15 protein-coding genes and 1 riboswitch are annotated in these 23,734 nt (G+C 58.7%); of the genes, 6 read left to right on the top strand and 9 right to left on the bottom strand.

The genetic code is table 11. From position 1 onward, the window contains the following. Window positions 1-21: 21 nt before the first annotated feature. The 3 genes from J2X92_RS24665 to J2X92_RS24655 all read right to left on the bottom strand — a co-directional run bounded on the left by J2X92_RS24665 (window position 22) and on the right by J2X92_RS24655 (window position 3,963). Window positions 22-1,017 (bottom strand): glycosyltransferase family 2 protein, encoded by a 996-nt coding sequence (locus tag J2X92_RS24665; protein ID WP_307579668.1) that lies wholly within the window; start codon window positions 1,015-1,017, stop codon window positions 22-24. 104 nt (window positions 1,018-1,121) lie between these two features. Further along, entirely contained in the window at window positions 1,122-2,144 is a 1,023-nt protein-coding gene (locus J2X92_RS24660) for a glycosyltransferase family 2 protein (RefSeq protein WP_307579667.1), read from the bottom strand. Window positions 2,145-2,157: 13 nt separating this feature from the next. Next, window positions 2,158-3,963, bottom strand: coding sequence for a glycosyltransferase family 2 protein (locus J2X92_RS24655; RefSeq protein ID WP_307579665.1), 1,806 nt, complete (start codon window positions 3,961-3,963; stop codon window positions 2,158-2,160). 95 nt (window positions 3,964-4,058) lie between these two features. On the opposite strand from J2X92_RS24655, the gene J2X92_RS24650 reads away from it, so the two are divergent. From J2X92_RS24650 to J2X92_RS24640, 3 genes are read left to right on the top strand one after another with little or no spacing between them, the layout of a single operon-like run. Continuing rightward, window positions 4,059-5,477: a mannose-1-phosphate guanylyltransferase/mannose-6-phosphate isomerase gene (locus tag J2X92_RS24650; RefSeq protein ID WP_307579663.1), complete on the top strand. Its 1,419-nt coding sequence runs from the start codon at window positions 4,059-4,061 to the stop codon at window positions 5,475-5,477. Then, window positions 5,474-6,280, top strand: coding sequence for an ABC transporter permease (locus J2X92_RS24645; protein WP_307579661.1), 807 nt, complete (start codon window positions 5,474-5,476; stop codon window positions 6,278-6,280). Before J2X92_RS24650 ends, J2X92_RS24645 begins: the two co-directional genes overlap by 4 nt. Window positions 6,281-6,283: 3 nt before the next feature. Further along, window positions 6,284-7,027: an ABC transporter ATP-binding protein gene (locus tag J2X92_RS24640; protein WP_307579659.1), complete on the top strand. Its 744-nt coding sequence runs from the start codon at window positions 6,284-6,286 to the stop codon at window positions 7,025-7,027. Between the two features lie 49 nt (window positions 7,028-7,076). On the opposite strand, the gene J2X92_RS24635 is transcribed toward J2X92_RS24640, so the two are convergent. Beyond that, entirely contained in the window at window positions 7,077-11,129 is a 4,053-nt protein-coding gene (locus tag J2X92_RS24635; RefSeq protein ID WP_307579657.1) for a glycosyltransferase, read from the bottom strand. 383 nt (window positions 11,130-11,512) lie between these two features. Here J2X92_RS24635 and gmd point away from each other — a divergent pair, with 383 nt between their 5' ends. The 3 genes from gmd (at window position 11,513) to J2X92_RS24620 (ending at window position 14,784) form a co-directional block, all read left to right on the top strand. Beyond that, window positions 11,513-12,550 (top strand): GDP-mannose 4,6-dehydratase, encoded by a 1,038-nt coding sequence (gene gmd, locus J2X92_RS24630; protein WP_307579655.1) that lies wholly within the window; start codon window positions 11,513-11,515, stop codon window positions 12,548-12,550. Further along, window positions 12,547-13,431: a GDP-mannose 4,6-dehydratase gene (locus J2X92_RS24625; RefSeq protein ID WP_307579653.1), complete on the top strand. Its 885-nt coding sequence runs from the start codon at window positions 12,547-12,549 to the stop codon at window positions 13,429-13,431. Before gmd ends, J2X92_RS24625 begins: the two co-directional genes overlap by 4 nt. 483 nt (window positions 13,432-13,914) lie before the next feature. Next, the gene (locus J2X92_RS24620) at window positions 13,915-14,784 is read left to right on the top strand and encodes a YadA-like family protein (RefSeq protein ID WP_307579651.1); all 870 of its coding nucleotides are present in this window, start codon (window positions 13,915-13,917) and stop codon (window positions 14,782-14,784) included. 120 nt (window positions 14,785-14,904) lie between these two features. Here the strand turns inward: J2X92_RS24620 and J2X92_RS24615 are convergent, their stop codons facing one another. The 5 genes from J2X92_RS24615 to rfbB form a co-directional block, all read right to left on the bottom strand. Next, the gene (locus J2X92_RS24615) at window positions 14,905-19,758 is read right to left on the bottom strand and encodes an FkbM family methyltransferase (protein WP_307579649.1); all 4,854 of its coding nucleotides are present in this window, start codon (window positions 19,756-19,758) and stop codon (window positions 14,905-14,907) included. 272 nt (window positions 19,759-20,030) lie between these two features. Next, complete coding sequence (gene rfbC, locus J2X92_RS24610) at window positions 20,031-20,579, bottom strand: dTDP-4-dehydrorhamnose 3,5-epimerase (protein WP_307579647.1); 549 nt, start codon at window positions 20,577-20,579, stop codon at window positions 20,031-20,033. After that, the gene (gene rfbA / locus J2X92_RS24605; protein ID WP_307579645.1) at window positions 20,576-21,478 is read right to left on the bottom strand and encodes a glucose-1-phosphate thymidylyltransferase RfbA; all 903 of its coding nucleotides are present in this window, start codon (window positions 21,476-21,478) and stop codon (window positions 20,576-20,578) included. The genes rfbC and rfbA overlap by 4 nt, the downstream gene beginning before the upstream one ends. A gap of 48 nt (window positions 21,479-21,526) precedes the next feature. Further along, window positions 21,527-22,417: a dTDP-4-dehydrorhamnose reductase gene (rfbD, locus tag J2X92_RS24600; protein ID WP_307579643.1), complete on the bottom strand. Its 891-nt coding sequence runs from the start codon at window positions 22,415-22,417 to the stop codon at window positions 21,527-21,529. Next, window positions 22,414-23,496: a dTDP-glucose 4,6-dehydratase gene (gene rfbB, locus J2X92_RS24595; protein WP_307579641.1), complete on the bottom strand. Its 1,083-nt coding sequence runs from the start codon at window positions 23,494-23,496 to the stop codon at window positions 22,414-22,416. The genes rfbD and rfbB overlap by 4 nt, the downstream gene beginning before the upstream one ends. A 113-nt stretch (window positions 23,497-23,609) precedes the next feature. Continuing rightward, a riboswitch (glycine riboswitch) is annotated at window positions 23,610-23,703 on the top strand. The last annotated feature ends 31 nt before the right edge of the window (window positions 23,704-23,734 follow it).

The following is a 23,734-nucleotide window of genomic DNA, read 5'->3' as shown; positions in this document are numbered from 1 at the left end:
TCGCCCGGACGCCAGGCGCCATCAGTCGAGCAGGCGCCTAACGGCGCTAAGCCCTGGCAGCTTGGTCAGGGAGCCGATCGCTGCCACCGTCGAAGGCGAAACGCGGCGCAGCAGGAAGATGACCATGCGCAGCTTGAGCTTGGACTTGCGGCCCACCGACGGATTGGCGAGGACCACGGCGGCGTACTGCTCCAGGATGTCGAGCATCTCGGCGCGGAATTCGTTGTCGTGCTTGGTCGAATCGATAGCGTGGTCGACGAAGTACGCCTGGAACCGCGGCACCAGGTAATCGCGCAGGTAGTACAGCGAGCGCCGCGGCTCGTCCGGAAAGGCTGCGGCCAGCTTCATGAAATACCTGAAACGGCTGCGGACCATGCGAACGCCGAACGAAGTGCTCGCGGTGTGGATGCACCAGACCGTCACGGCCCGATCGACGAAATGGTTGGTGTAGCCTTTCCTGAAGATCCTCAGAAAAAGATCATCGTCTTCATACCCGGTGAACTGCGGATCGAACCCCCCAACAGCATCGAAGGCGGTTCGGCTGATCAGGCTGGCCGATGGCAGGACGAACATGTCGTGGCGCAGCAGGTCGAAGAGATCCGTTTTTGGGTGCGATTTGGCGCCCAGCTTGACCACACCAGTCCGGATTACATTGGCGTCCGCATCGGCCTCGTAGAGATCCGCATAGACATAGCCGAACCGCGCCTCCTTAGCAGGAATCGCTTCGACCAGTATCTCAATGTGGTTAGGCAGATAAAAATCATCCTGATCCAGAAAGCAGATGTACTCGGACGTGGAAGCAGCCACTCCGGCGTTGCGCGCCGAGCCCTGCCCCCCGTTCTCCTTGTCCAGGATGCGAAACGGATAGCGCTCGGCCAGCGCGTCGAGCGCCGCGCGCTCTTCGGGGCGAGAGCCGTCGTTCACAACGATCACTTCGTTCGCCGGCACGGACTGCTCGAACACGCTGCGGACCGAACGCTCGATGAAATCGGCGCCGTTGTAGAACGGGATGATCACCACTACCGTGGGCGACACGCCCGTGCCGCCGGCGACGGATGTTGGAGAGGAATTCATTGGGGTCATTGTTTTTCTGGAAGAACGCGGTTCGGTGGCGGGCGAGCCTACACAGATTCGAACAGATCGCGAACCACGCCCCGGAAACCGCGGCCGAACTTGTCGTAGCGCCCGGTCATCGCTTCGCGAAGGATCGGCAGGCAACGGGCGATCCGCGAGGCGGGCAACGCGGCGCGAAACCGCTGATGCTCGATCTTGCTGCGCACCTTCGCAAGAATTTCCGGCGAGACCGCGTCTCCGAATTTCTGCAGCCGCGCAAGAAGCAATTCGGCCTTGTGAGCCCGCTCGACGTGCGTGCTGCCCCTGGAAGCCAGCGCCTTGTGCACCTTGGCTACGAAAGTGTCACGTCGCGCCCCGATCTGGTTTGACTCGTGCTGGCGGTAGTCGATCAGCGGTTGCTCCAGCAGGTCGACTCGCCCGATGGCCGAGGCGATGATTCCCAGCCACTCATCGTGCACCCATTCGACTGGCAGGGGCAGCGCGTGCTCGAGCAGAGAGCGGCGAAACACCGTAGTCGCGCCGGTCACGAGGTTGCGCCGGAGGAACACGTCGAATGCGTTTCCGCCATGGATGCGCTCGATTTCGGATGGCGTGACCTCGAGCGCATGAAAAAGCGTATGGCCCAGGTCGCGACGTTCGGCATCGACCAGGCGTGCATCGGTGTGCAAGAGCAGCAGCTTCGGATCGCGTTCGAAGAGCGGCACCATCTGCGCGAGACGATCGGGGAGCCAGACGTCGTCCTGGTCACTCAGCGCGATCAGGCCACTGGTGCAGGCGCCGATCGCTTGCTCGAAGTTCTTGACCACGCGCAGCGCAGGCCTGTTCTCGAAAATGCGCAGCGCCACCGGATGCGCCGGCCGCTCGGCTGCGCACTCGGCCACCGCAGCGCGCACCACGTCCACCGAGCCGTCGGTCGATGCGTCATCGGACAGCACGATTTCCACCGGCGGCAAGGTCTGCAGGCAGATGCTTCGCACCTGCTCACGCAGGAAACGCGCGCCGTTGTGGGTGCAAAGGGCGACGGAAACAATGGGGGGCGTTGGCGCGGCGGCGTTCGGGCCTGCTGTCATGTCGAAGGGGGAGCTAAGGGGTTCGGGGCGGCCAAGCGTAGCTGAAATCCTCGGCGGCGAGGCTCAGGTTGGGGTTGTAGGCGGGGTCGGCCGTCAGCAGCGCGCCCCAGCGCCCGCGCATGAACTTCTCTTCACGAAGAAAGCGCTGCAGCGCCGGCCCGGAGAAATCCGAGCCACGCGTCGCCGATTCGTGATGGAACAGTTCGGCCTCAGGCGTCCAGACGTTGCGGTAACCGGCTTCGCGAAGGCGCAGGCAGAAGTCGATGTCATTGAAGGCCACCGTGAGGTGTTCCTCGTCGAGTCCTCCCACTTGCTCGTAAAGCGCCTTGCGCACAACCAGGCAGGCGGCAGTCACGGCGCTGAAAGACTGCGCAAGCTGCGCACGCCCGCCATGGCCGGGATCCGAACGAGCCAAGTGCTTGTGGGCGTGGCCTGCGATGCCGCCGACACCCAGAATCACGCCCCCGTGCTGGACCGTCATGTCGGGATAAAGCAGCTTCGCGCCGACAGCGCCCACTCCCGGCTGCAACGCAATCGACACCATCTCCGCGAGCCAGCCGGGCGAGATGACCTCAATGTCGTTGTTGAGCAGCGCGACAAGTTCGCCCTGCGCCCTTGCAACTGCCGCGTTGTTCAGCGCCGAATAGTTGAACGCACGCACGTCACGGATGACGGTGATGCCCTGCTGCGCATTCAGTGCGGCGAAGTAGGCAAGCGCTTCAGGGTCGTCCGATTCGTTGTCGACCAGAAGAATTTCGTAGTTCGGATAGTCCGTCTCGAGCACGATGCTCTCGATGCACTGCCGTACCAGCGGCAGCGCGTTGCGCGTCGGGATGATCAGCGAAACCAGCGGCGGCGAAGATGGCAACGCATAACGGGTGCGATAGCCAAACTGCGTGGCCTCGGCCCTGGCTGCGGTGGCCGTTCGCATGAAATGGGCATTCAGCACGGCAACGCCTCCAGGCCGACCACCCAACTCGACCTCAGAAGCACGGCGGTGGGCGAGCACGTGTGGGATGTGGCGTATCTGCTCGCTGCCAACCCCTTCCACACAGCGCAGCGCGAGGTCATAGCCCTGCTCGGAGGGCGGCAGCTCCGCACGAACTCCGCCGGATTCATCGAACAGGTGGGCCTCGATGGCAACCCACGAAGAAAAGAGATTGCGGCTGAGGAAAAGGTCCGGATTCCAGTCGGGCTTGAAAAAAGGATTGATGCGCCGACCGTTGCCATCCAGCTCGTCTTCATCGGCATAGATCAAGCGGGCCTCGGGGTGCGCAGTGCTCTGTTGGGCGATGACCCATAGTGCGTGCGACGGTAGTGTGCAGCCTGGTTCGATCCAGATGACCCAGTCGGCGGAGGCCGCCGCGTTGAAGCCCTCGGGCAAGGATCCGGACGGCCTTTGCGTCCATTCGCTGTACAACTGCGCGTCGAGTGTGCCTGCGCTCAGTTCGCCTGCGGGCAGCAGCAGCAAACGCTGGTGTTTCGGCCATGCGTCGATTTCCCGGCGCCTGCGATCGGTGTCGGCCGGTTCGATCCTGTCGTAACGCTCGACCCAATCCGCGTAATCTCCTCGCTCTTCGACCTGCGGCAAGGGTGCACCGCGCACGACCCGCTGAAGATACCGGCTGGCCCAGCGCAGCGGCGCCGTGACGCGCCAACTGGTGGACCGCTGCATCTCCAATAACCGCGTTTCGAGGGACTGCGTCTCGTGCTCGAGCAAGGCGATCCGGCGTTGAAGCCGTGCACTGCTCAAGCCGTTTTCAAGCCCTTTTCGCCGGATATGGGGCTGCGCGGCTGGCAGCGTAGGCTTACTGAACATTGCTCGAGATCACAAAAAATAGAGGCTTCCACTGGTTACGGGCCCTTTGGAGCAAGGCCGGTAAAATTATCCCCTTCTTCACACTCCTATAAAAAATGCACGTACTTTCAGTTGTGCTCTCGGGGGGGGCAGGCTCCCGACTTTGGCCAGCCTCACGGCAGGCGTTTCCAAAACCTTTTATGAAGCTGGGCGGCTCGACGCTGCTGCAGCAGGCCATCGAACGCGGCCAAGCCTGCGGTACCGGTGATCTGATGATCGTCACGAACAAGGACCATCTCTTCCTGACCAAGGATGTGCTGGGCCAGATGGCCGACCCGCCGGACGCCACGCTGCTTCTCGAGCCGAAAGGCCGCAATACTGGCCCCGCCATCGCGCTCGCGGCGCTGCAATGCATCGAGAAGTTCGGTGGCGGAACCGTGATGCTCGTGCTGTCCGCCGATCACCTCGTCCCCGATGTCGAGGCCTTCGTCGCGAGTGCCAGCCAGGCTTTCAAACTTGCCACGCAAGGAGCGCTGGTTGTATTCGGCATCAGTCCGACGAGTCCGGACACCGGATTCGGCTATATCGAAGTGGCTCAGGTCTCGCGGTCGAGTCAACCAGCCAAGCGCTTTGTCGAGAAGCCTGATCTGCAGACCGCGCAGGAGTATCTGGCCACGGGTCGCTACTACTGGAACAGCGGGATGTTCTGCTTTACGGCAGACGCCATAGTGGCCGCCTTTGAGAAGTACGCGCCCGAACTGCTGGAGGCCGCCAGAAAAGCGCTGAAGAGCTCGGAACAGCAAGGCAACACCATCCAGTTCGATTTGCATGCCTTCGGACTCCAGCCCGACATCAGCATCGACTATGCAGTGATGGAGCCGGCCGACAACGTGCACGTCGTGCCCGCCAAGTTTCAGTGGAGCGACGTGGGCTCCTGGCCTGCGGTGGCAAAAGCCCAGCCCCAAGATGCGAGCGGCAACACCATGCCATCGGACGTGGTGGCCATCGACACCACCGGCACCCATGTGCAGGTAGACAGCCATATTCCGAAACTGGTGGCGACGCTGGGCGTCCACGACCTCGTCATCGTCGACACTCCCGACGCGCTGCTGGTCGCCCACAAGAACAGCGCCCAGGAAGTCAAGAAGGTGGTCGACACGCTGAAATCTCGCAAGCACGAGGCGGTTTATCTGCCCTCGGTGGTGCACCGCCCATGGGGCACCTACGCAACACTCAAGGAAGAAGATAGCTACAAGGTCAAGCGAATCACCGTCAAACCCGGAGAATCGCTGTCATTGCAGTACCACCACCAGCGCTCCGAGCATTGGGTGGTGGTGCAAGGGCGGGGCATCGTGCAGATCGGCGACATCGAACATGTCACCGGGCCGGGCGAATACCGCCATATTCCATTGAAGGAGAAACATCGTTTGACCAACATCGGCGAAGAACTATTGGTGCTCATTGAAGTCCAGTGCGGTGTTTACCTTGGCGAGGACGACATCGTCAGGCTCGCAGACACCTACGGACGCGCATGACCCAAGAAATTCACTCCAACCTCCACCGTAGCGCCCTATCCGACTGGTGGGAGGGGACGCGCCGCACCGACATCTGGTGGACACTGGCCTGGTTTGACATCGTTCTTCGCTATCGGCGTTCGATGCTCGGTCCGCTCTGGCTCACGCTGAGCATGGGCGCAATGATTGGCGGCATGGGTCCGCTCTATAGCTCGCTCTTTGGCACGGAGCTGTCAAAATTCTTCCCTCACCTTGCCCTCGGAATCATCTTCTGGGGCTTTTTTTCCAGCGTGGTCTCCGAGGCGTGCAACGCATTCGTGGGCTCGTCCAACTACCTGAAGCAGGGCTACTTTCCGATCAGTCTTTTCGTCTGGCGAAGCCTTGCGCGCAATCTGATCCAGTTTGCCCACCAGATCGTTTTGTATGTGCCGGTCGCGCTCTGGGCGGGCATTTCGCTGTCCTGGTCGGCGCTGCTGATCCTTCCCGCGATGGTGATCGCAGTCGTCAATGCACATGCGATCGGCGTACTGCTTGGGCTGATCTGCACCCGTTTTCGCGACGTGACGCAAATCGTGAACAGCGTCATGCAGATGCTGATGTTCCTGACACCGGTTTTTTGGCTGCCCGAAAGCCTGCCGCAACGCGCCCAGTACGTCCTGTGGAACCCCTTTGCACAAATGCTTGATCTGCTGCGCACACCCCTGATGGGCGGCGTGGCGGAACTGCACAGCTGGCTCGGCATCCTGGCCTGGACTGTGGTGAGCGTCGTGGGTTCTACGCTGCTCTTCATCAAGTATCGCCGCCGCGTTGTTTACTGGCTCTGATCTATGGCATCCATTTCACTCAAGAACGTCGCCGTCAATTTCCCAATCTACGGTGCGGGCGCAGCCTCTCTGAAGAAGACGCTTGCAGCCTCCGTGACGGGCGGGCGTTTCGGCAAGGAGACCGGTGTTACCGTGGTCCAGGCCCTCAGCGACATCAATCTCGAACTGCGCAGCGGCGACCGCTTGGGGCTGATCGGCCACAACGGCGCTGGCAAATCGACCCTTTTACGCACTCTGGCGGGCGTGTACGAGCCCTCAGCCGGTGAATTCCGGCGTGAAGGAAGCGTGTCGAGCCTCATTGATCCATCACTTGGTATTGAGATGGACGCGACGGGTGTAGAGAACATCATGCTGCGCGGCCTAGTGATGGGCATGAGCAAGAAAGAGATCGATCAGCGTACGCCCGAAATTTGCGAATTCAGCGGGCTCGGCCAATATGTGGACATGCCTGTGCGCACCTACTCCACAGGGATGATGATGCGCCTGGCTTTCTCGATCTCGACCAGCGTCGAGGCAGACATCCTGCTCATGGACGAATGGCTGTCAGTAGGCGATGCCGAGTTCACCGAGAAAGCCGAGCAGCGCATGCGCGACGTGGTGTCCAAATCGGGCATTCTGGTGCTCGCTTCGCACTCGCCCGACCTGATCGCCAAGGAATGCAACAAGGTCGTGAAACTCAGCCATGGCCGCTTGGAGGCGGTGGACATGGAAGCGTACATGGCCGAGCACGCGCGACTCGCGGCTTGAACGAGTGAGCGGCAACCGGGGCCGCAAACACGCCCCGGAGCTCTTTTCCTCAACTCTTCGATTCTGTCTGGAGCGTCGCGCGGATTTCGGCCAGCCGTGCCGCGGCCTTCTGGCCCGCCATTTTCAAAGACAGATCAATAGCCGCGCGTGCTTTGCCGCGCGCACCGACTTCCTTGGCCCACACCCGGTCTTCATACAGGCGCCGCATGAGTTGTGCCGCGTGCTCTGTGGATGGCTCGGCCCACTCCAGCTTCTCGTCGTAAGGCGGAATCGGACGACCGAGTTTCACCAGCTTGTAGGGCACTAGCAGGCTGTCATCCTCGCCCATGAAATCGACGTTGCCAGAGTAGTTGGTTGCAATGACCGGCTTGCCCATCAGCATCGCCTCGGCCATCGTCAGGCCCAGCCCTTCGCTGCGATGCAGGGAGACGTAGGCGTCGCACGCATCCATCAGCGACAGCACTTCGTCGGGGCTGTAGACCTGATCGATCACCACGATGTTATGGCCCTCTGCGGCGGCGCGCAGTTCTTTCAGCTGCGCCGGATGACGGTCACCGAACGAAGTCTTCAGGACCAGTGTTACGTCTTCCTGCGGGGAAAATGCGGCCTTGAACGCTTGGATCAGGCCAAGCGGGTTCTTGCGCTCCATGATGCTCATCATGTGGAACGTGAACAGGAACGTGAAGCTTCCATCCTTCAGGCCGAAGTACTTGCGCTCTCGCTGCTGGTAAGCACCCAACGCAACGCCAGGGAATATGGTGCGCACCGGGATGGAGAGCCGATCACGCAGGCCCTTTGCAACGAATTCAGTGGCCGTCCAGACTTCATCGACCTTGGCAGCTGCATCGAGCCATGAATCTGGAATCGAATCGAACTCCCAATACCAGTAGGCAATCCGATAAGTGCGCGGCAAGTGCTCGTTCAGATCGCTGCGGCTATAGGCCTCGTTGAAGAAGGGTTCGGGCTGTGTGTGGATGATGGTCGTTTCGAAATCTTCGAAATCGCGGAACTGCGCGTGAACCGGATCGTCTTTCTTGTCGGTTCGAAGGTCACGCAGCGCGGTCTGCACGCCGACTTCTCGCAGGCCCTTGACCAGCGCCTCCACGGAGACCCGAAGACCCGACGGATACGAAAAATGTCCGATGACATTGACGCCGGGCGTCGTCATCTCGGCTGCCGCGGCCTCTTTGTCGAGGCCGGCGCACCATGCCCGCACGTCCTCGGTCTGCATGGCTTCTGGCGACTGCAGCCAGTCGATCAACGCCTTCGCGGACTCGATAGCGTCAAGTGCTTTGGGGTGCATGCGCTGCCATTGCTCGCGCGCCCGATACGCAGACCGAAGCTGGCGGCCAGGTGGAATATCAACCGGCCAACGCACCGGGTCGGCCCACAGATCAGCCACGCGATAGTTGGCGCGGAACCATGCGGCAAAGGCACGGCGGCCGAAAACCGTCAGGCCATCGGGATAGAGCTTTTGCCAGGTCGGGGTGAACTCATAAGCGTTGACCAGTTCGGCCTCCGGCCTTTCAGCGGCTGTCCAGAACAGCCACCAGACTTCTTCCAGCCTCAAACCCGCGCTGCGCCGGCCATGCAGCATGAACCAATGGAACAGTTCGCGTCGTCCAATCGGCAGCAAGCCGTGCGGCAGCAATGCGCGGACCTCCGAGTGAAAGAGAAAGGCCTGCCGCGCCCGGACTGCCAAGTCCTCCGACCACATCGCGCGAATCGCGGCAAGCGCATCCTTGCTCAGTCCAAAACGATTCGCACCCTCAGCTTCCAGCCAGCGGACAAACGCGCCGTCCGGGCCTTCGGACAGTGCGGCTGGAAAGCGCAGGCGGATGTCGGCGCATGTACGCAAGAGATCCAGGCACCACCGCGCTGCAGACCAGGCATCGCGTACACCATGCGCCGGCTGGGGCGGCCAGATCACGCATTCGCGGGGCAGCATGGCAACCGACAGGCATGCGCCATCGTTCGAAAGGTCGAGCGTCTGCACCTGCGGCCTCGGCGAGCCGAATTCGCGAAGGCTGGCCTTGAGCTTCTCGCGAACCGAGGGCGCTGCGCCGACTCGAAGGATCGGAATCGCGTGGTTAGCATCCAGCTCGGGATGAAGATAGGGGTCTTCGTCGATACCCAGGGTGCGAATGTCATCGGCCATTCGACGCATATCGATCTCGGGGTTACTGTCGCCCCGTGTCGCGCCTTCGTGGTGCACGAGGCGTGCCTGCGGTACATAGGCAATGCGATAACCAGCGCGCCAGACATGCAGGCAGAGTGCAACGTCGCTCATTGCAATGAGGTACGACTCGTCGAACCCGCCCACGCGCTCAAAGGCATCGCGCCGTACCATTTGGCAGGCACCCATGATCGAAAGCCAGTTTCGGGCGTGATCCGGCGAACCGAACACGCCCCAACCGAGCCGCTCGGCACTGCGATACATCAGGCCGCAAAGGTGGATGCCAACGCCCACGCCGCCGTGCTGCAGTTCGCCTGACGGGAACACCAGCTTGGCACCGACCACGCCGACGCCGGGCCGCATTGCCACGCGCACCATTTCGTGCAGCCAATCGGGCGAAACGATTTCAATATCGTTATTCAAGAACAGCAGGATTTCGCCGTGCGAGAACGCCGCTCCATGGTTGCAAGCGGCGGAGTAGTTGAAGGTCTTGTTGAAATGAACGATGCGGACGCTCGGCTCGGCGGCGAGCTCGGCGTAGTACGCCAGCGTTTCCGGCTCGGAGGAGCCGGTGTCCACGATGATGATTTCCTTGTTCGGATAAGCCGTTTCCCGCAGCAGCCCGCCCACGGACATGCGCAGCAGGTGGTCCTTGTTTTTCGATGGAATCACGATCGAGACGAGCGGCGGCCGATCGATGGCCCAGGTCGCGTGGTGGGTGCCGTCCGGCTGCGTCTGGACTGACGCGTCAATGCCTTTTTGCGCCCAGTATTTGCGCAATGCCGAGCGATGCGAGGCGGCTTCAGCCGAGTCGGTCGACGGCCGTTCCCGGCGACCGCCACCAGTCGCGCGATGGCACAGCACCTTGGGAATGCGGGTGATGGTTTGGGCGAGATCGCTGACGCGAAGGTTGAGATCCCATTCGAAACCGGCGCCCAGCGCGGGGTCGATTCCGCCCGCAACCTCGACCAGCTGCCGCCGCAGCAGCGTCAAGCGTCCGAAGTAGTTGAAGGCATAAAGCAACTCCGGCGACCAATTCGGCTTGAAGTAAGGCTGGGCGCGGCCGCCTTCGACCGACCACTCGTCTTCGTCGCAGTAAAGAATGTCGCTGGCCGGCGATTCGATGAACGCATTGGCCATTTCGACTGCGGCGCCGGGTGCGATGACGTCTCCGGCATCAAGCATTGCGATGAAATCACCATTGACGAGCGAAACGCATGCGGCAAGCGCTTCGGCGCCGTTCTTGCCAGAAGCGGGTACCGAGACGATGCGAGGCTCTTCGTCCTGCAGCATGCGCAGCGAGTTATCGAGAGCGTCGACATGGTCACCGGTGACTGCGATGATGAGCTGCCACTGGGGAAAGTTTTGCGCCCGGATCGACTTCACCGTCGCGGTCAGCATCGCAAGCTGAGCACTGCTTGCACAAAGCAAAAAACTCAACCTGGGTATTGCCGACAGGTCGCCGAGCAAGGCAGAGCGACTTTCGTGCTCGGCAATCCATTGCCGATAGGAGTTCTGAGAGCTGTGGCTGGTTTCGGTGCCAACCACGGGCGGGAAAAAGGAGGCATGCGCCTCATCCGTACTGCGGCGCTCCTTGAGAAATTTAAGCCGCTGCGGCATGCGCCAGGGCGTTGCAACCCACCACGTGGCTTTTGCCGCGCGGCGCAGATGACCTCGCCATGCGGGAGGGATCGCGGCAGACACTTTGCGCAACGGTGCAGTCAGCCGCCAAGATGTAGAGTTGAGGAACGCGTCTTGCTGCTGCAGTGCCAAGGCTGCACGCTGGTTTGCGGACTCGATCTGGGCTTCAACCGAATCTTCGCTGCTTAGTACGAGTCGCTCTTGCAACTCCAGCCGCAATTTAAGAACGGCAATCTGCCTTTCCGCTTCGGCTAGTCTGTCTGCGCTTCGTGGTGTGTCACTCATACTTGCTTGTCTTTATATGCTTGAAGCTTGGCGGCCTGCCCATTCGTTGCCAGTCACTCCCTTGCGTCGAAACAGCCATGGGTGCCCATGGCCGAGGCTCTCACATTTATTATCACCATTGACTGTTGGCTTTCAGCCACGCAATTTGAATCAATGTTGCACGTCCGATGCGGCGCGTAGGCTTCTTGGTCGTAGCCGTCTTCGTCAATCGCTGTAACGGGTGATTCCTTCGCAGGCCTAAGTTACTCAACCAAACACGGCCTGACCTTCGAGTCCTTCGATTTGGCAGAATCTGGACCTTCACAAATCTGTCCGCTCAGTCCTCACTCACGATCGGCGCAAGCCGCGACGAGCGCAATCTTTAACAATACAGAGAGAGTCTCATGAAAAAACATGCCGTTGTAACGGGCATCACAGGCCAAGACGGCGCTTACTTGGCCGAGCTCCTGCTTGCCAAGGGTTACGTCGTCTATGGCACCTATCGACGCACCAGTTCGGTCAATTTCTGGCGCATTGAGGAACTTGGGATTCAGAACAATCCCGACCTGCACCTGGTGGAGTACGACCTGACTGATCTGGGAAGCTCGATCGAGCTGCTCCGCCAAGCGGAACCCGTCGAGGTCTACAACCTTGCGGCCCAGAGCTTCGTGGGGGTGAGCTTCAATCAACCCGTGGCAACTGCTCAGATCACCGGCGTTGGGGCCCTGCATTTGCTCGAAGCCATTCGCCTCGTCAACCCGAAGATTCGCTTCTACCAAGCGTCCACCTCCGAGATGTTTGGCAAGGTGCAGGCCATTCCGCAGGTGGAAGACACACCCTTCTATCCGCGCAGCCCCTACGGCGTTGCCAAGCTGTATGCCCACTGGATGACCATCAACTACCGCGAGAGCTACGACATCTTCGGCTGCAGCGGCATCCTTTTCAACCACGAAAGTCCGCTGCGCGGCCGCGAATTCGTGACGCGGAAGATCACCGACAGCGTCGCCAAGATCAAGCTCGGCAAGCTCGACGTGCTGGAGCTCGGAAACCTCGATGCCAAGCGAGATTGGGGCTTTGCAAAGGAATACGTCGAGGGTATGTGGCGCATGCTTCAGGTCGACACGCCCGACACATACGTGTTGGCGACCAACCGCACTGAAACCGTTCGCGACTTCGTGCGCATGGCGTTCAAGGGCGCGGACATTGCCGTGGACTTCAAGGGCAGTGGAGAGGGCGAATCGGCCGTAGACATCGCCACGGGAAAGACCGTCATGCGAATCAACCCGAAGTTCCATCGTCCTGCAGAAGTCGAACTGCTGATCGGGAACCCGGCCAAAGCCAAGACCCAACTCGGCTGGGAACCGAAGACTACGCTCGAGGAACTTTGCCAGATGATGGTTGAAGCAGACCTGCGGCGCAATCGCCAGGGCTTCTCGTTTTGAGAATCCTGCTCACCGGTGCTGAGGGTTTTACTGGCCGGCACTTCATAGAACGCGCATCGGCCAAGGGACATTCGGTCGTTGCGCTGCGTTCCGATCTGATGGACGATCAAGCGCTTCGCCAGGAGGTGCTCGAAGTCTCACCTGACACAGTGGTCCACCTGGCAGCGATCAGCTTCGTCGGGCATGCGGATGAAAAAGCGCTTTATGCCGTGAATGTGGTCGGTACTACGAACCTGCTCGACGCGCTTGCCAAACTGCCCTCTCGGCCCCAGCGCGTGCTGCTGGCCAGCAGCGCCAACATTTACGGCAACACGCAAGCATCGCCAATCAGCGAAACACAACCGCCCGCGCCCGTCAACCATTACGCCATGAGCAAGCTCGCCATGGAATACATGGCGCGAACCTACGAAGGGCGCCTAGACCTGATCATTGCGCGGCCGTTCAATTACACAGGCCCTGGACAGAGCCCGAGCTTCCTGATCCCCAAGCTCGCACTCCACTTCGCGCAGCGCGCCCGGTCCATCGAGCTTGGCAATCTCGATGTGGAACGCGAATTCAACGACGTGCGAATGCTTTGCGACGCCTATCTTGAACTCCTTGCCCACGGAGAATCCGGCGAAAGCTACAACATCTGTACCGGACGTCCACACACGCTTCGCCACATACTGGACACCTTCATGCGCATGACGGCCCATTCGCCGCGCATCGAGATCAACCCGGCCTTCGTGAGAGCAAACGAAGTGCACAGGCTCTGCGGCAATCCGGCCAAGCTCGATGCGCTGCTTGCGCGCCATGGCACCCGGCTCGAGATACCGCGTCTCGAAGAGACTCTGGAAAGCATGCTGGCATCGGCGGCGATCAGCGTAGTAGTGAAGGTCTAGGATTAGGCGAATCCAACCAGATCGTTGCCTTGCTGCAGGTAGTCGGGGACGTGATGCGGGGCGCTATATGCCCTGCCAATACAGAGATGCACACTGCCTTGCCCAGACCGCGCCATATGGGGTGGGGAACTCCACAAAATAGCCGTTCTGGGCGACTCCTAAAGGGCGCGCGAGGACGCGAAAGGTGCTTCGATTTGGAAGGCAATGGCAACACAAAAACGCCGAACCCTTCATGGCATCCGGGCTCGGGTGCGAAGGGTTCTTCAGACCTTCCTAGCAAGCTCGTAAGAAAATTTTGCTGCGGGGAGGAATCGCATCGCGGACCACCCGCACATCGCGTCTAGATTGCCTAGAGGCAGAACCCGCGTCGTTCCTTCATCGGCAGTCTCGCCGGAGCAGCCCTGTTTCACAGTCTCTTCTCTTGCAAAGCTCAATCTTGTAAGCTTTCGCAACTCGTCACCACAGGCGAAGGAGAAAGACTTCATGTCCAGAAGAGACAAAAATCACGCCTCGTCAAGTGTTAGTCAAATAGTACAAAAAAAAGTCAGCCAGATGACTGTTTTGAAGCTAGCAAGCACTGCCTTGGTTATAGGAGGCCTGCAAGGAGGTGCATATGCTTCCACAGCGATCGGCGGCGGCTACGCAGGCAGCGCCGAGAGCAATATCTGCAGCACTCCTGGATTCTCGACTACGAATTGGTCGTGCATACAACCCAATGGCAGGGGCGGTTGGGCTTTCATAAGTGGGATTCCTAATGTGTACCCCGATACGCGCATGCTGACGGAGTTGGTGGCAGCCAATCTGGGCAGCAACGCGATCCTGCTTGGAAACACCGTTACGATGGCTCGCGGAAATAACAGCGTTGCCATCGGGAGTGGTGCTCAAGCAATTTCAAACGACAGCACGTCGCTCGGCGCGAACGCGCTCGCCATAGGAAACAACTCTGTAGCCCTAGGCCAAAACTCGCTAGCCGCCCGCGACAATAGCGTTTCAGTAGGCAATGCAGCCGCGGGGCTCACACGCAGCATCACCAATGTGGCACCGGGTGTAGCAAGCACAGACGCAGTCAATTTAGACCAAATGCGTCAAGCTACCGCTCAGGTGCTCAGAGATGCCAATACTTTTTCCGCGAAAGGGGTTGCAGCGGCAATGGCTATTCCCGCCATGCCTCATTTGCCACCCGGCATGAGATGGGTCGGAGTGGCTGGGGGTTACTACGCAGGCGAGAGCGCTCTTGGAATGGGATTTGGGTATCAAATCGACGAGAACATAAACGTAGGCGCTGCAATCTCGACCTCAAGCGGTCGAGGAAGCCGCACAGGAGTACGCGTTCAAGCCGGCTACGCATGGTGATTCGGCAGTTCTTTTAAACGGGTACAGCCAAAAAAGACGGCGTCGGCGAAGTTGTTGCGCCGTGGGCCGTGGGCCGTGAGCCGTGAGCCGTGAGCCGTGAGCCGTGAGTAGTTATGCAACTCATTTCCAATAAATCTCGCTGGCGCGTATTTCTTTTATTCTTTCTGCAAGCCGTAAGCCAGCCACATCCAATGAAAGTGATTTTTCGGCGCTGACCTTAGCCCTAGCCCCCAATCCCGCCGCCCACTCTCGATCTTCGTACAGGCGCCTCATGTAATTAGCTGCGCATTCGATCGAAGGTTCGGCCCACTCGGAGTTGGCGTCGTACGGGGGGATTGGACGTCCCAGCTTTTGCAATTTGAATGGTACAAGCAGGCTATTGGACTCGTCCATGAAATCGATGTTGCCCGAATAATTAGTCGCTATGACAGGTTTCCCCATCAGCATCGCCTCTGCCATCGTCAGCCCCAAACCTTCGCTTCGATGCAAAGACACATATGCATCACATGCGTCCATGAGAGATAGCACTTCGTCCGAACTGAAAACTTGATCAATGATCTTGATGTTGGCACCCGCAGCGGCTTCCTGCAATTCGAGAATTTGTGCCGGATGTCTATCGCCAAATGATGTCTTGAGCACCAGAGTAGCTGGCTCCGAGGATTTAAATGCTCGTTTAAATGCTTGAATAAGCCCTAGGGGATTCTTTCGCTCCATTACACTCATCATGTGAAATGTAAAAAGGAAAGTATAGTTATCCTGACTTAGTCCAAAAAACTCTCGCTTTCGTGGCAAATAATGCCCCAATTTGACGCCAGGAAAAAGCGTTCGCACAGGGATCGACAGTCGATCCCTCAAACCTTTTGCAACGAATTCTGTGGCCGTCCACACTTCGTCCACCTGCCCTGCCGCAGAAATCCAAGATTCTGGAACTGAATCGAACTCCCAATACCAGTACGCGATTCGATATGGCTTGAATGATTGCTGAGCAAGATCAGATCTTTTATAAGCTTCATTGAAGAATGGCTCTGGTTGCGTATGGATCAACGTAACACCGTAGTATTCCAAGCCATTGAATTTCCATCGCATCGGGTCGTCCCGCTTATCCGTGCGAATATCGCGCAAGGAAGTATGGACGGATGCGCTCTTCAATGCGCCTTCGAGCGCCTCGACGGAGACGCGGAGACCCGAGGGGTAGCAAAAGTGCCCGATGATGTTAACGCCAGGTGCAATCATCTCCGCAACTGTCTCTTGCCGGTTCAAACTAGAACACCACACTCGCGCTTCCGTTGAAATTCCTTCGTGCGCACTCAGCCAGTCAATCAGCGCGTGCGCATCCTTTTCATTCTCAAATGCCCGCGGATGAAGGGTGCGCCACTGGTGCCTTGCGTTGTAAGCGGATCTCAAATGCTGCTCGGGCGAAAGATCGATCGCCCATTGCGACGGATCCACCCAAGAATCAGCCGCGTTGTAAGTGGCCGAGAACCACGCCGAAAAATCGCTTCTACCAAATATCGTCAGTGCATCTGGATATAACGATTGCCATGCTGGGGTAAAGCGATATGCCTGTACAAGTTCACGCGCCGGATTCTCAGCAGCCAACCAAAACAGCCACCAAATCTCCTCCAGCCGCAAATCGCCTTCCGCCCGCCCATTTCTCATGTACCACCGAAAAAGCTCGGTCTGTCCTGCCGGAGTTAGGCCATGAGGAATCGCTTGCCGCACATCTTCTCTGAACAAAAATAGCTGCCGGGCTCGAGCGGAAATATCCTCTAAAAATAGCGACTCGATTGCATTATCAAACGTTGCGGGCAACTGAAATTTAAATTTTGCCTCTTCGCGAATCCATCGATAAAATGCCCCGCCGGTGCCCGCCGAAAGCGCGTCCGGGAATCTCACACGAAGCTCTCGACGAGAGCGGAGCAAATCCATACACCAGCGGGCTGCCGACCATTTGTCCGATACCAAGTGAACGGCCTGAGGAGTCCAAAGCACTGCCGAACGGGGTAGCCCCGCAACTTGGATGCAAGCTCCCTCGTTAGTGAGATTAAGTTTAGGATTGAATGCCAAAATGGAGCCGCAATCCCGCACCTGATCCTCCAGAACTTGCCGCGGATTCGATTCACCGGCCAGCTTAAGTTTGGGGATGGGGTGACTTCCGCTTAATTCAGGATGAAGGTAAGGATCTTCATCAATTCCAATCGCTCGGATATCGTCCGCAATTCGGCGCACATCCTTCACTGGATTACTATTTCCGCGGGTTGCACCTTCATGATGAACGAGGCAAGCAGAAGGCGCATATGCGGTCCGGTACCCCGCTTGCCATGCTCGTAGACATAACGCAACGTCGCTCATCGCAATTAGGTAGGATTCGTCAAACTTTCCGATAAGTTCGAAAACATCGCGTCGAACTAGCTGGCACGCACCCATAATGGCAAGCCAGTTCCTTGGATGGTCGGGAGTCCCATAAATATCCCAAGACTGCCCGCCGCCGCTTCGGTACATCAATGCACACAGATGAGGACCGATTCCAACGCCGCCGTGCTGCAATTCGAGTGAGGGATAAATCAATTTTGTCCCGACGACACCAACCCCAGGTCGCACGGCAAATCCCACCATCTCTTTCAACCATGCCGGCGAGATGCATTCTATGTCATTATTCAAAAACAGCAACATCTCCCCCTCGGCACAAGATGCGCCATAATTGCAGGCTGCGGAGTAATTGAAAATTCTTTCGAAATTAACAATTTTTACGTCGGAGTGTGCAGCAAGCTCTTGGTAGTAGGAGAAAGTCTCCGGCTCTTTCGAGCCGGTATCCACGATCACGATTTCCTTATTGGGGTAGTCAGTCCCAAACAAGAGTCCATTCATGCACATTCGCAAAAGATGGGATTTATCTTTTGTGGGGATAATGATGGAGACCTTGGGAAATTTACTCGGCAGCCACTGGATGTGTTGCGTCCCATTTTCTTGGGTTCGTGCGGCAATCGAAACTCCTTTGGCAGCCCAGAATTTCTCTATCGCTTTACGATTTTCCGCAGCGTCTTCGATCGACAGTCCGCGTCCCCTGTCTCCGCCCGCTTTAATGTGACAAAGTACCTTCGGAATTCGCCTGATGTTTTGAGCAAGATCGCTGGTGCGCAAATTCAGGTCCCATTCCACCGCGCTTCCGGAAGTTGTATCTATACCACCAACCTTTTCAATCAGTGCGCGTTGCAAAAAAACTAGTCGCCCGAAATAATTGAAGGAATAAAGCAGCTCCGGCGACCATTCGGGCTTGAAAAGCGGTCTCTCCCGAGACTGCATGCTGGATTGCTGATCCTCATCGCTGTAGAAGATCTCTGCATCGGGGAAGCGGTTCAGTTCTACTGAAAATTCATTCAACGCTGCTGGCGCGAGGATATCGCCGCAGTCCAAGATGGCAATGAATTTGCCCCGGGCTAGCATAAGCCCGGCCGACAAGCTCGAAGCCTTGTCATCGCTCTCCGTAGTCGCTAGGCGAATCCGAGAATCACAGCTAACAAGTTGATGCGCCGCCGAATTGGGCTCCTCTGTTAGAAACGCTCCGCATAGGACGACTTCCCATCCTTGATGAACCTGCGCTTGAATAGACCCCACTGTTCGTAGCAGACTTTCGACAGGTGTAATTCCGGTCACCACGAAAGTTACTATCGGAAAACTTTCTGAGGGCAAAGGGCGTGCATTAGACCATCGTTCGACTTCGAGTATCCATCTTGCATATTCACTCGTCGGTGACGTAGCGTATGCCTGCGAAGTTCCCTCTGGCTGCTGCGTAGCACCCTGCTCTACCAGGATCGTTTTTCTGTCGCGAATAAACTTCAAGCGCTGAGGAATTAGCGCGGGCGTTAGAAGCCACCACACCGCTTTAGCAGCACGTCTCACCCGAGCTCGGGCTGTTCCGGTGAGCATTCCGGTCAATTTTCTGACCGGTGCCGTTGATCGCCACATTGTGGAGTTCTGTATTGCAATGTAGCGGTGCTCGGCGAGAGCCGCCTGGCCATTGGCGGCAGCGACTTGCGCGTTCTTCGACTCGTTCACGGAATGCAACTCCGACCTTAATGCAATCAACTGCGATTTCGCAGTCTTTTGAATTTCTTCTTCGTGCTTCTCGGCCTCGGCACGTCGATTTTCCGCGATCGTTGCAATAGCCTGCGCACTTACTAGCCGGGCCTCCGCAATTCTCAGCTTGTCTGCGGCGAGGCGCAATTTGCCTGCGGTGAGGTCTAAATCAGCCTCGCAGTTCTGTACGCGCTCTTTTTCTCTTTTAACTTCCGCGAGGGTAAAACCATCAAAGACGTTTGGAGGAAACCGGAACTTGTCAACAAGTTCGCTGTGCTCCGCCGCAATATAGAACCGATTGAGCCCATCAGAATAGCAGTGAACATACTCCGCTTCTGTTAGCAGCGACTCCCATTGCTGATGGCTTTCAATTTGAGATAGAGGAAGCGTCGACTCTATGACCACCACCCACGGCCGATTCACCTTCCAGTTGTTTCCCTCGATTACGGCACGCTCAAGGCCTTCTACATCAATTTTTAGAAAGTGAACCGCAGTGCCTACTGGAACATTCTTCTTCCAGATCTCGGAAAGGGTCGTGATCTCGACTTCCTCTTGTCGAGCGCTCCATCCGGCATTTGTATGCGCCCGAGCAATACCCTGATCCGCCGTCGATAGACCCGTATCTTCGATGAAATTCATTGAAATTTGGCCGACCCGATTTCCTACGGCAACACGAAGATTCGTTTCAAGCGGCCTCTTTTCGGTTATCTGGGCGAAATAGAACGGATTGGGTTCAATGTTGATCCCGCGCCAGCCACGCTCGCTGAACGACTTTGTGACGGAGTGAAGATCGGGGGACCACGCCCCTACATCGATAAAGAAACCGTTCTGGACGCCGCCGAGGGCTCGCCAGAGCATTACATCTTCGAAATTTTGAGCGTGAGAGATGAATGGCATGTGGGTTTAATCTGCACTTGTTTGTAGACGAACACTGAGATACAAAGACGGTGCGGCAGACTATGGATGCTGCCTGCAGTATCTTGTTTCTTCGAGTAGCGTGCCGTACGAAGCCGAAGAGACTCCGCGTAAATTCAGTCTTAGTCAGGGGCGAACGAAATTGCCCCTGCGAAGATCCATCCAAGCTTCGACGATTGCTGGCCAATCCCAGGGGGCAAGTTTGAAGACGTCGCGAATGTTGCTCGCTGGCGAAACCGCCGTGACAGATTTAATTAGCTAAAGACTTCGGCCTGACTAAAACATGCACCTGCCCGGTCTTTGGCGGACAGCTGCGAATCCATGCCTATTGCCGGCCATTCGATTGCCAAATCGACGTCGTCCCACTTGATTGAGCGCTCATGAGCCGGCGCGTAGTAGTCCGTCGTTTTGTACAGAAACTCCGCCGTCTCGCTCAGCACAAGAAAGCCGTGCGCAAAACCGGGCGGAACCCACAACTGCCTGTGGTTGTCCTCGCTGAGCTCCACACCTACCCATTTACCAAAGCTCGGCGATGACTTGCGGATGTCCACGGCTACGTCGAACACAGCACCGCGCACCACGCGCACGAGCTTGCCCTGCGGCTGCTGCACTTGATAGTGCAACCCCCGAAGCACCCCCTTCACCGATCGTGAATGGTTGTCCTGAACAAACTCGACATGCCGCCCGACGGCTTCGTCGAACGCCTTGCCGTTGAAACTCTCGTAGAAAAACCCGCGCGCATCTCCGAAGACCTTCGGTTCGATGATCAGCACCTCGGGGATTGCGGTGGGCGTTACCTTCACGAGCGCACCTCCTCGGCCAGCAAATGGTTCAGGTACTTGCCGTAGCCATTCTTCTGCAGCGGAGCCGCAAGCCTTGCCAACTGTTCGCGATCGATGAAGCCATGGCGCCACGCGATTTCTTCCGGACAGGCGATCTTCAGGCCCTGCCGGTGCTCCAGCGTTGCGATGAACTGCCCCGCTTCCAGCAGGCTCTCGTGCGTGCCGGTATCGAGCCACGCATAGCCGCGTTGCATGATCTGCACGTTCAGCTGCTTGAGATCCAGGTAGGCCTGATTGACGGCCGTGATCTCCAACTCGCCACGCGCACTGGGCTTCACGGCCTTGGCAATGTCGACCACCTGGTTGTCGTAAAAGTAGAGGCCGGTGACCGCATAGCTGCTTTTGGGCTGGGCCGGCTTTTCCTCGATGCTGCTGGCCTTGCCCTCGGCATCGAAGGCCACCACGCCGTAGCGCTCAGGATCGTGCACGTGGTAGGCAAACACCGTGGCACCCGAAGACTTCGAATCAGCATCGGCAAGCAGATGCGCGAAGTCGTGGCCGTAGAAGATGTTGTCGCCCAGCACCAGCGCGCTCGGCGAATTTCCTACGAATTTGTCGCCGATGATGAACGCCTGTGCCAGGCCATCGGGGCTCGGCTGCACCGCATATTGCAGATTAATGCCCCACTGGCTGCCATCGCCCAGCAGTTGCTGAAAGCGCGGCGTGTCCTGCGGCGTGCTGATGATGAGGATGTCGCGAATGCCGCCGAGCATCAGCGTGCTCAGCGGGTAGTAGATCATCGGCTTGTCGTACACCGGCAGCAACTGCTTGCTGAGCGCGAGCGTTGCGGGGTGCAGGCGCGTGCCCGAGCCGCCAGCAAGGATGATGCCTTTGCGTTTCGTCGTGGTCTTGGTGGTCATTGTTTTATTTCTCTCCTTGCTTTCTTTGCTTTGCCGCGCTCGGCGTGTTTAAAGGGTTTCGCGCAGCATGCGGGCCACGCCCTGCTGCCACGGAGGCAGCACCAAGCCGAAGGTGGACTGCAGCTTGCGGGTGTCGAGGCGCGAGTTGGCGGGGCGGGTGGCGGGGGTGGGAAACGCGGTGGTGGGAACGGCATCGACTTCAGCGGGGCCGGCCTTGAGTTCTGCGCCAGCCTGCCGGGCCTGCTCGAGCACGAAGCGTGCATAGCCGCACCAGGTGGTTTCGCCGCCAGCCACTGCGTGATAGAGCCCGGCCTTGGCCGGGTCTTGCAGCGTGGCGCGGATGGCGTGTGCGGTGACGTCGGCCAGCAGTTCGGCCCCGGTGGGCGCGCCGAACTGGTCGTCGATGACGGTCAGGCGGTCTCGCTCCTTGGCGATGCGCAGCATGGTCTTGGCAAAGTTGCCGCCGCGCGCGGCATACACCCAGCTGGTGCGAAAGATCAGGTGTTTGGCGCAGCGTTCGGCCACCAGCTGCTCGCCTTCGAGCTTGGTGCGACCGTACACGCTGAGGGGGCCGGTGGCGTCGTCTTCTTTCCAGGGCTTGCTGCCGCTGCCGTCGAACACGTAGTCAGTGGAGTAGTGGACCATGAGCGCGCCGATCTGCTGCGCGGCTTCGGCCACCACGCCGGGCGAGGTGGCGTTGAGCTTGCGCGCAAAGTCGGCCTCGCTCTCGGCCTTGTCGACAGCGGTGTGCGCCGCGGCGTTGACGATGACGTCGGGACGCACCTTCAGCACGGTCTCGGCCAATTGCTCCGGGCGGCTGAAGTCGGCGTGAAAGTCGGTGCTGTCGAAATCGAGCGCGACCAGCTCGCCCAGCGGCGCGAGGCTGCGCTGCAACTCCCAACCGACCTGTCCGCCCTTGCCCAGCAGCAGCAACTTCATGCCGTGGCCTTGGCCGCGGGCGCGGCATCGTATTGCTTCTCGACCCATTCGCGGTACGCACCGCTTTGCACGTTGCGCACCCATTCGCCGTTGGCAAGGTACCACTCGACTGTCTTGCGGATGCCGCTGTCGAAGGTCTCTGCAGGCTTCCAGCCGAGTTCGCGTTCGAGCTTGCGCGCGTCGATGGCGTAGCGGCGGTCGTGGCCCGGGCGATCGGTCACGTAGCTGATCTGCTCCTTGTAGGGCTTGCCGTCGGCCTTGGGGCTCAGTTCGTCGAGCAAGGCGCACACGGTGTTGACGATCTCGATGTTGGGCTTCTCGTTCCAGCCGCCGACGTTGTAGGTCTCGCCGAGCTTGCCGGCTTCGAGCACGCGGCGGATGGCGCTGCAGTGGTCCATCACGTAGAGCCAGTCGCGCACCTGCATCCCGTCGCCATACACGGGCAGCGGCTTGCCGGCCAGTGCGTTGACGATCATCAGCGGTATGAGCTTCTCGGGGAAGTGGAACGGGCCGTAGTTATTGGAGCAGTTGGTGGTGACCACCGGCAGGCCATAGGTGTGGTGCCATGCACGCACAAGGTGGTCGCTGGCGGCCTTGCTGGCCGAGTAGGGGCTGTTGGGCTCGTACTTGTTCTCTTCAGTGAACGCCGGGTCGGTCTTGGAGAGCGAACCGTAGACCTCGTCGGTCGACACATGCAGGAAGCGGAATGCAGCCTTCTGGTCTGCTGGCAATGCGCTCCAGTAGCCGCGCACCGACTCGAGCAGGCGGAAGGTGCCGAGCACGTTGGTCTGCACAAAATCTTCGGGGCCGTGGATGGAACGATCGACGTGCGATTCCGCGGCAAAGTTCACGATCGCGCGCGGTTTGTGTTCAGCCAGAAGCCGATCGACTAGTGCGCTGTCGCCTATGTCGCCCTGCACGAAGATGTGGTTCGTGTTGCCTTTGAGCGAGGCGAGCGTCTCGAGGTTGCCGGCGTAGGTGAGTTTGTCGAGATTCACGACCGGCTCGTCGCTCTGCGCAAGCCAGTCAAGTACGAAATTGGCGCCGATGAAGCCGGCGCCGCCGGTTACCAGAATCATTGAGTCCCCCGAAGTTGTCGAACAATCGCCCTTTGGCGAGTCTGCCGGGGATTATCCCATTGGTCCGAATTGTCAAGATTAAGGGCGAGCAGGTCGGCACATGCACCTACAATGCTCTTACTGCAGGAGAGCGAGTAGAACTTTTTACTACTCCACCGAAGGCGCAAACTCCCATAAACGCTCAGGTCGGTCCGACGAATTCTTGAAGTTCTTCTTTCAAAGAGTTTCGACAGGGGCC

The sequence above is a fragment of the Variovorax paradoxus genome, assembly GCF_030811855.1.
Classification (GTDB): Bacteria; Pseudomonadota; Gammaproteobacteria; order Burkholderiales; family Burkholderiaceae_C; genus Variovorax; species Variovorax paradoxus_L.
Note: the sequence above shows the minus strand (reverse complement) of the source record. Positions and strands in the feature narration are given on the sequence as shown.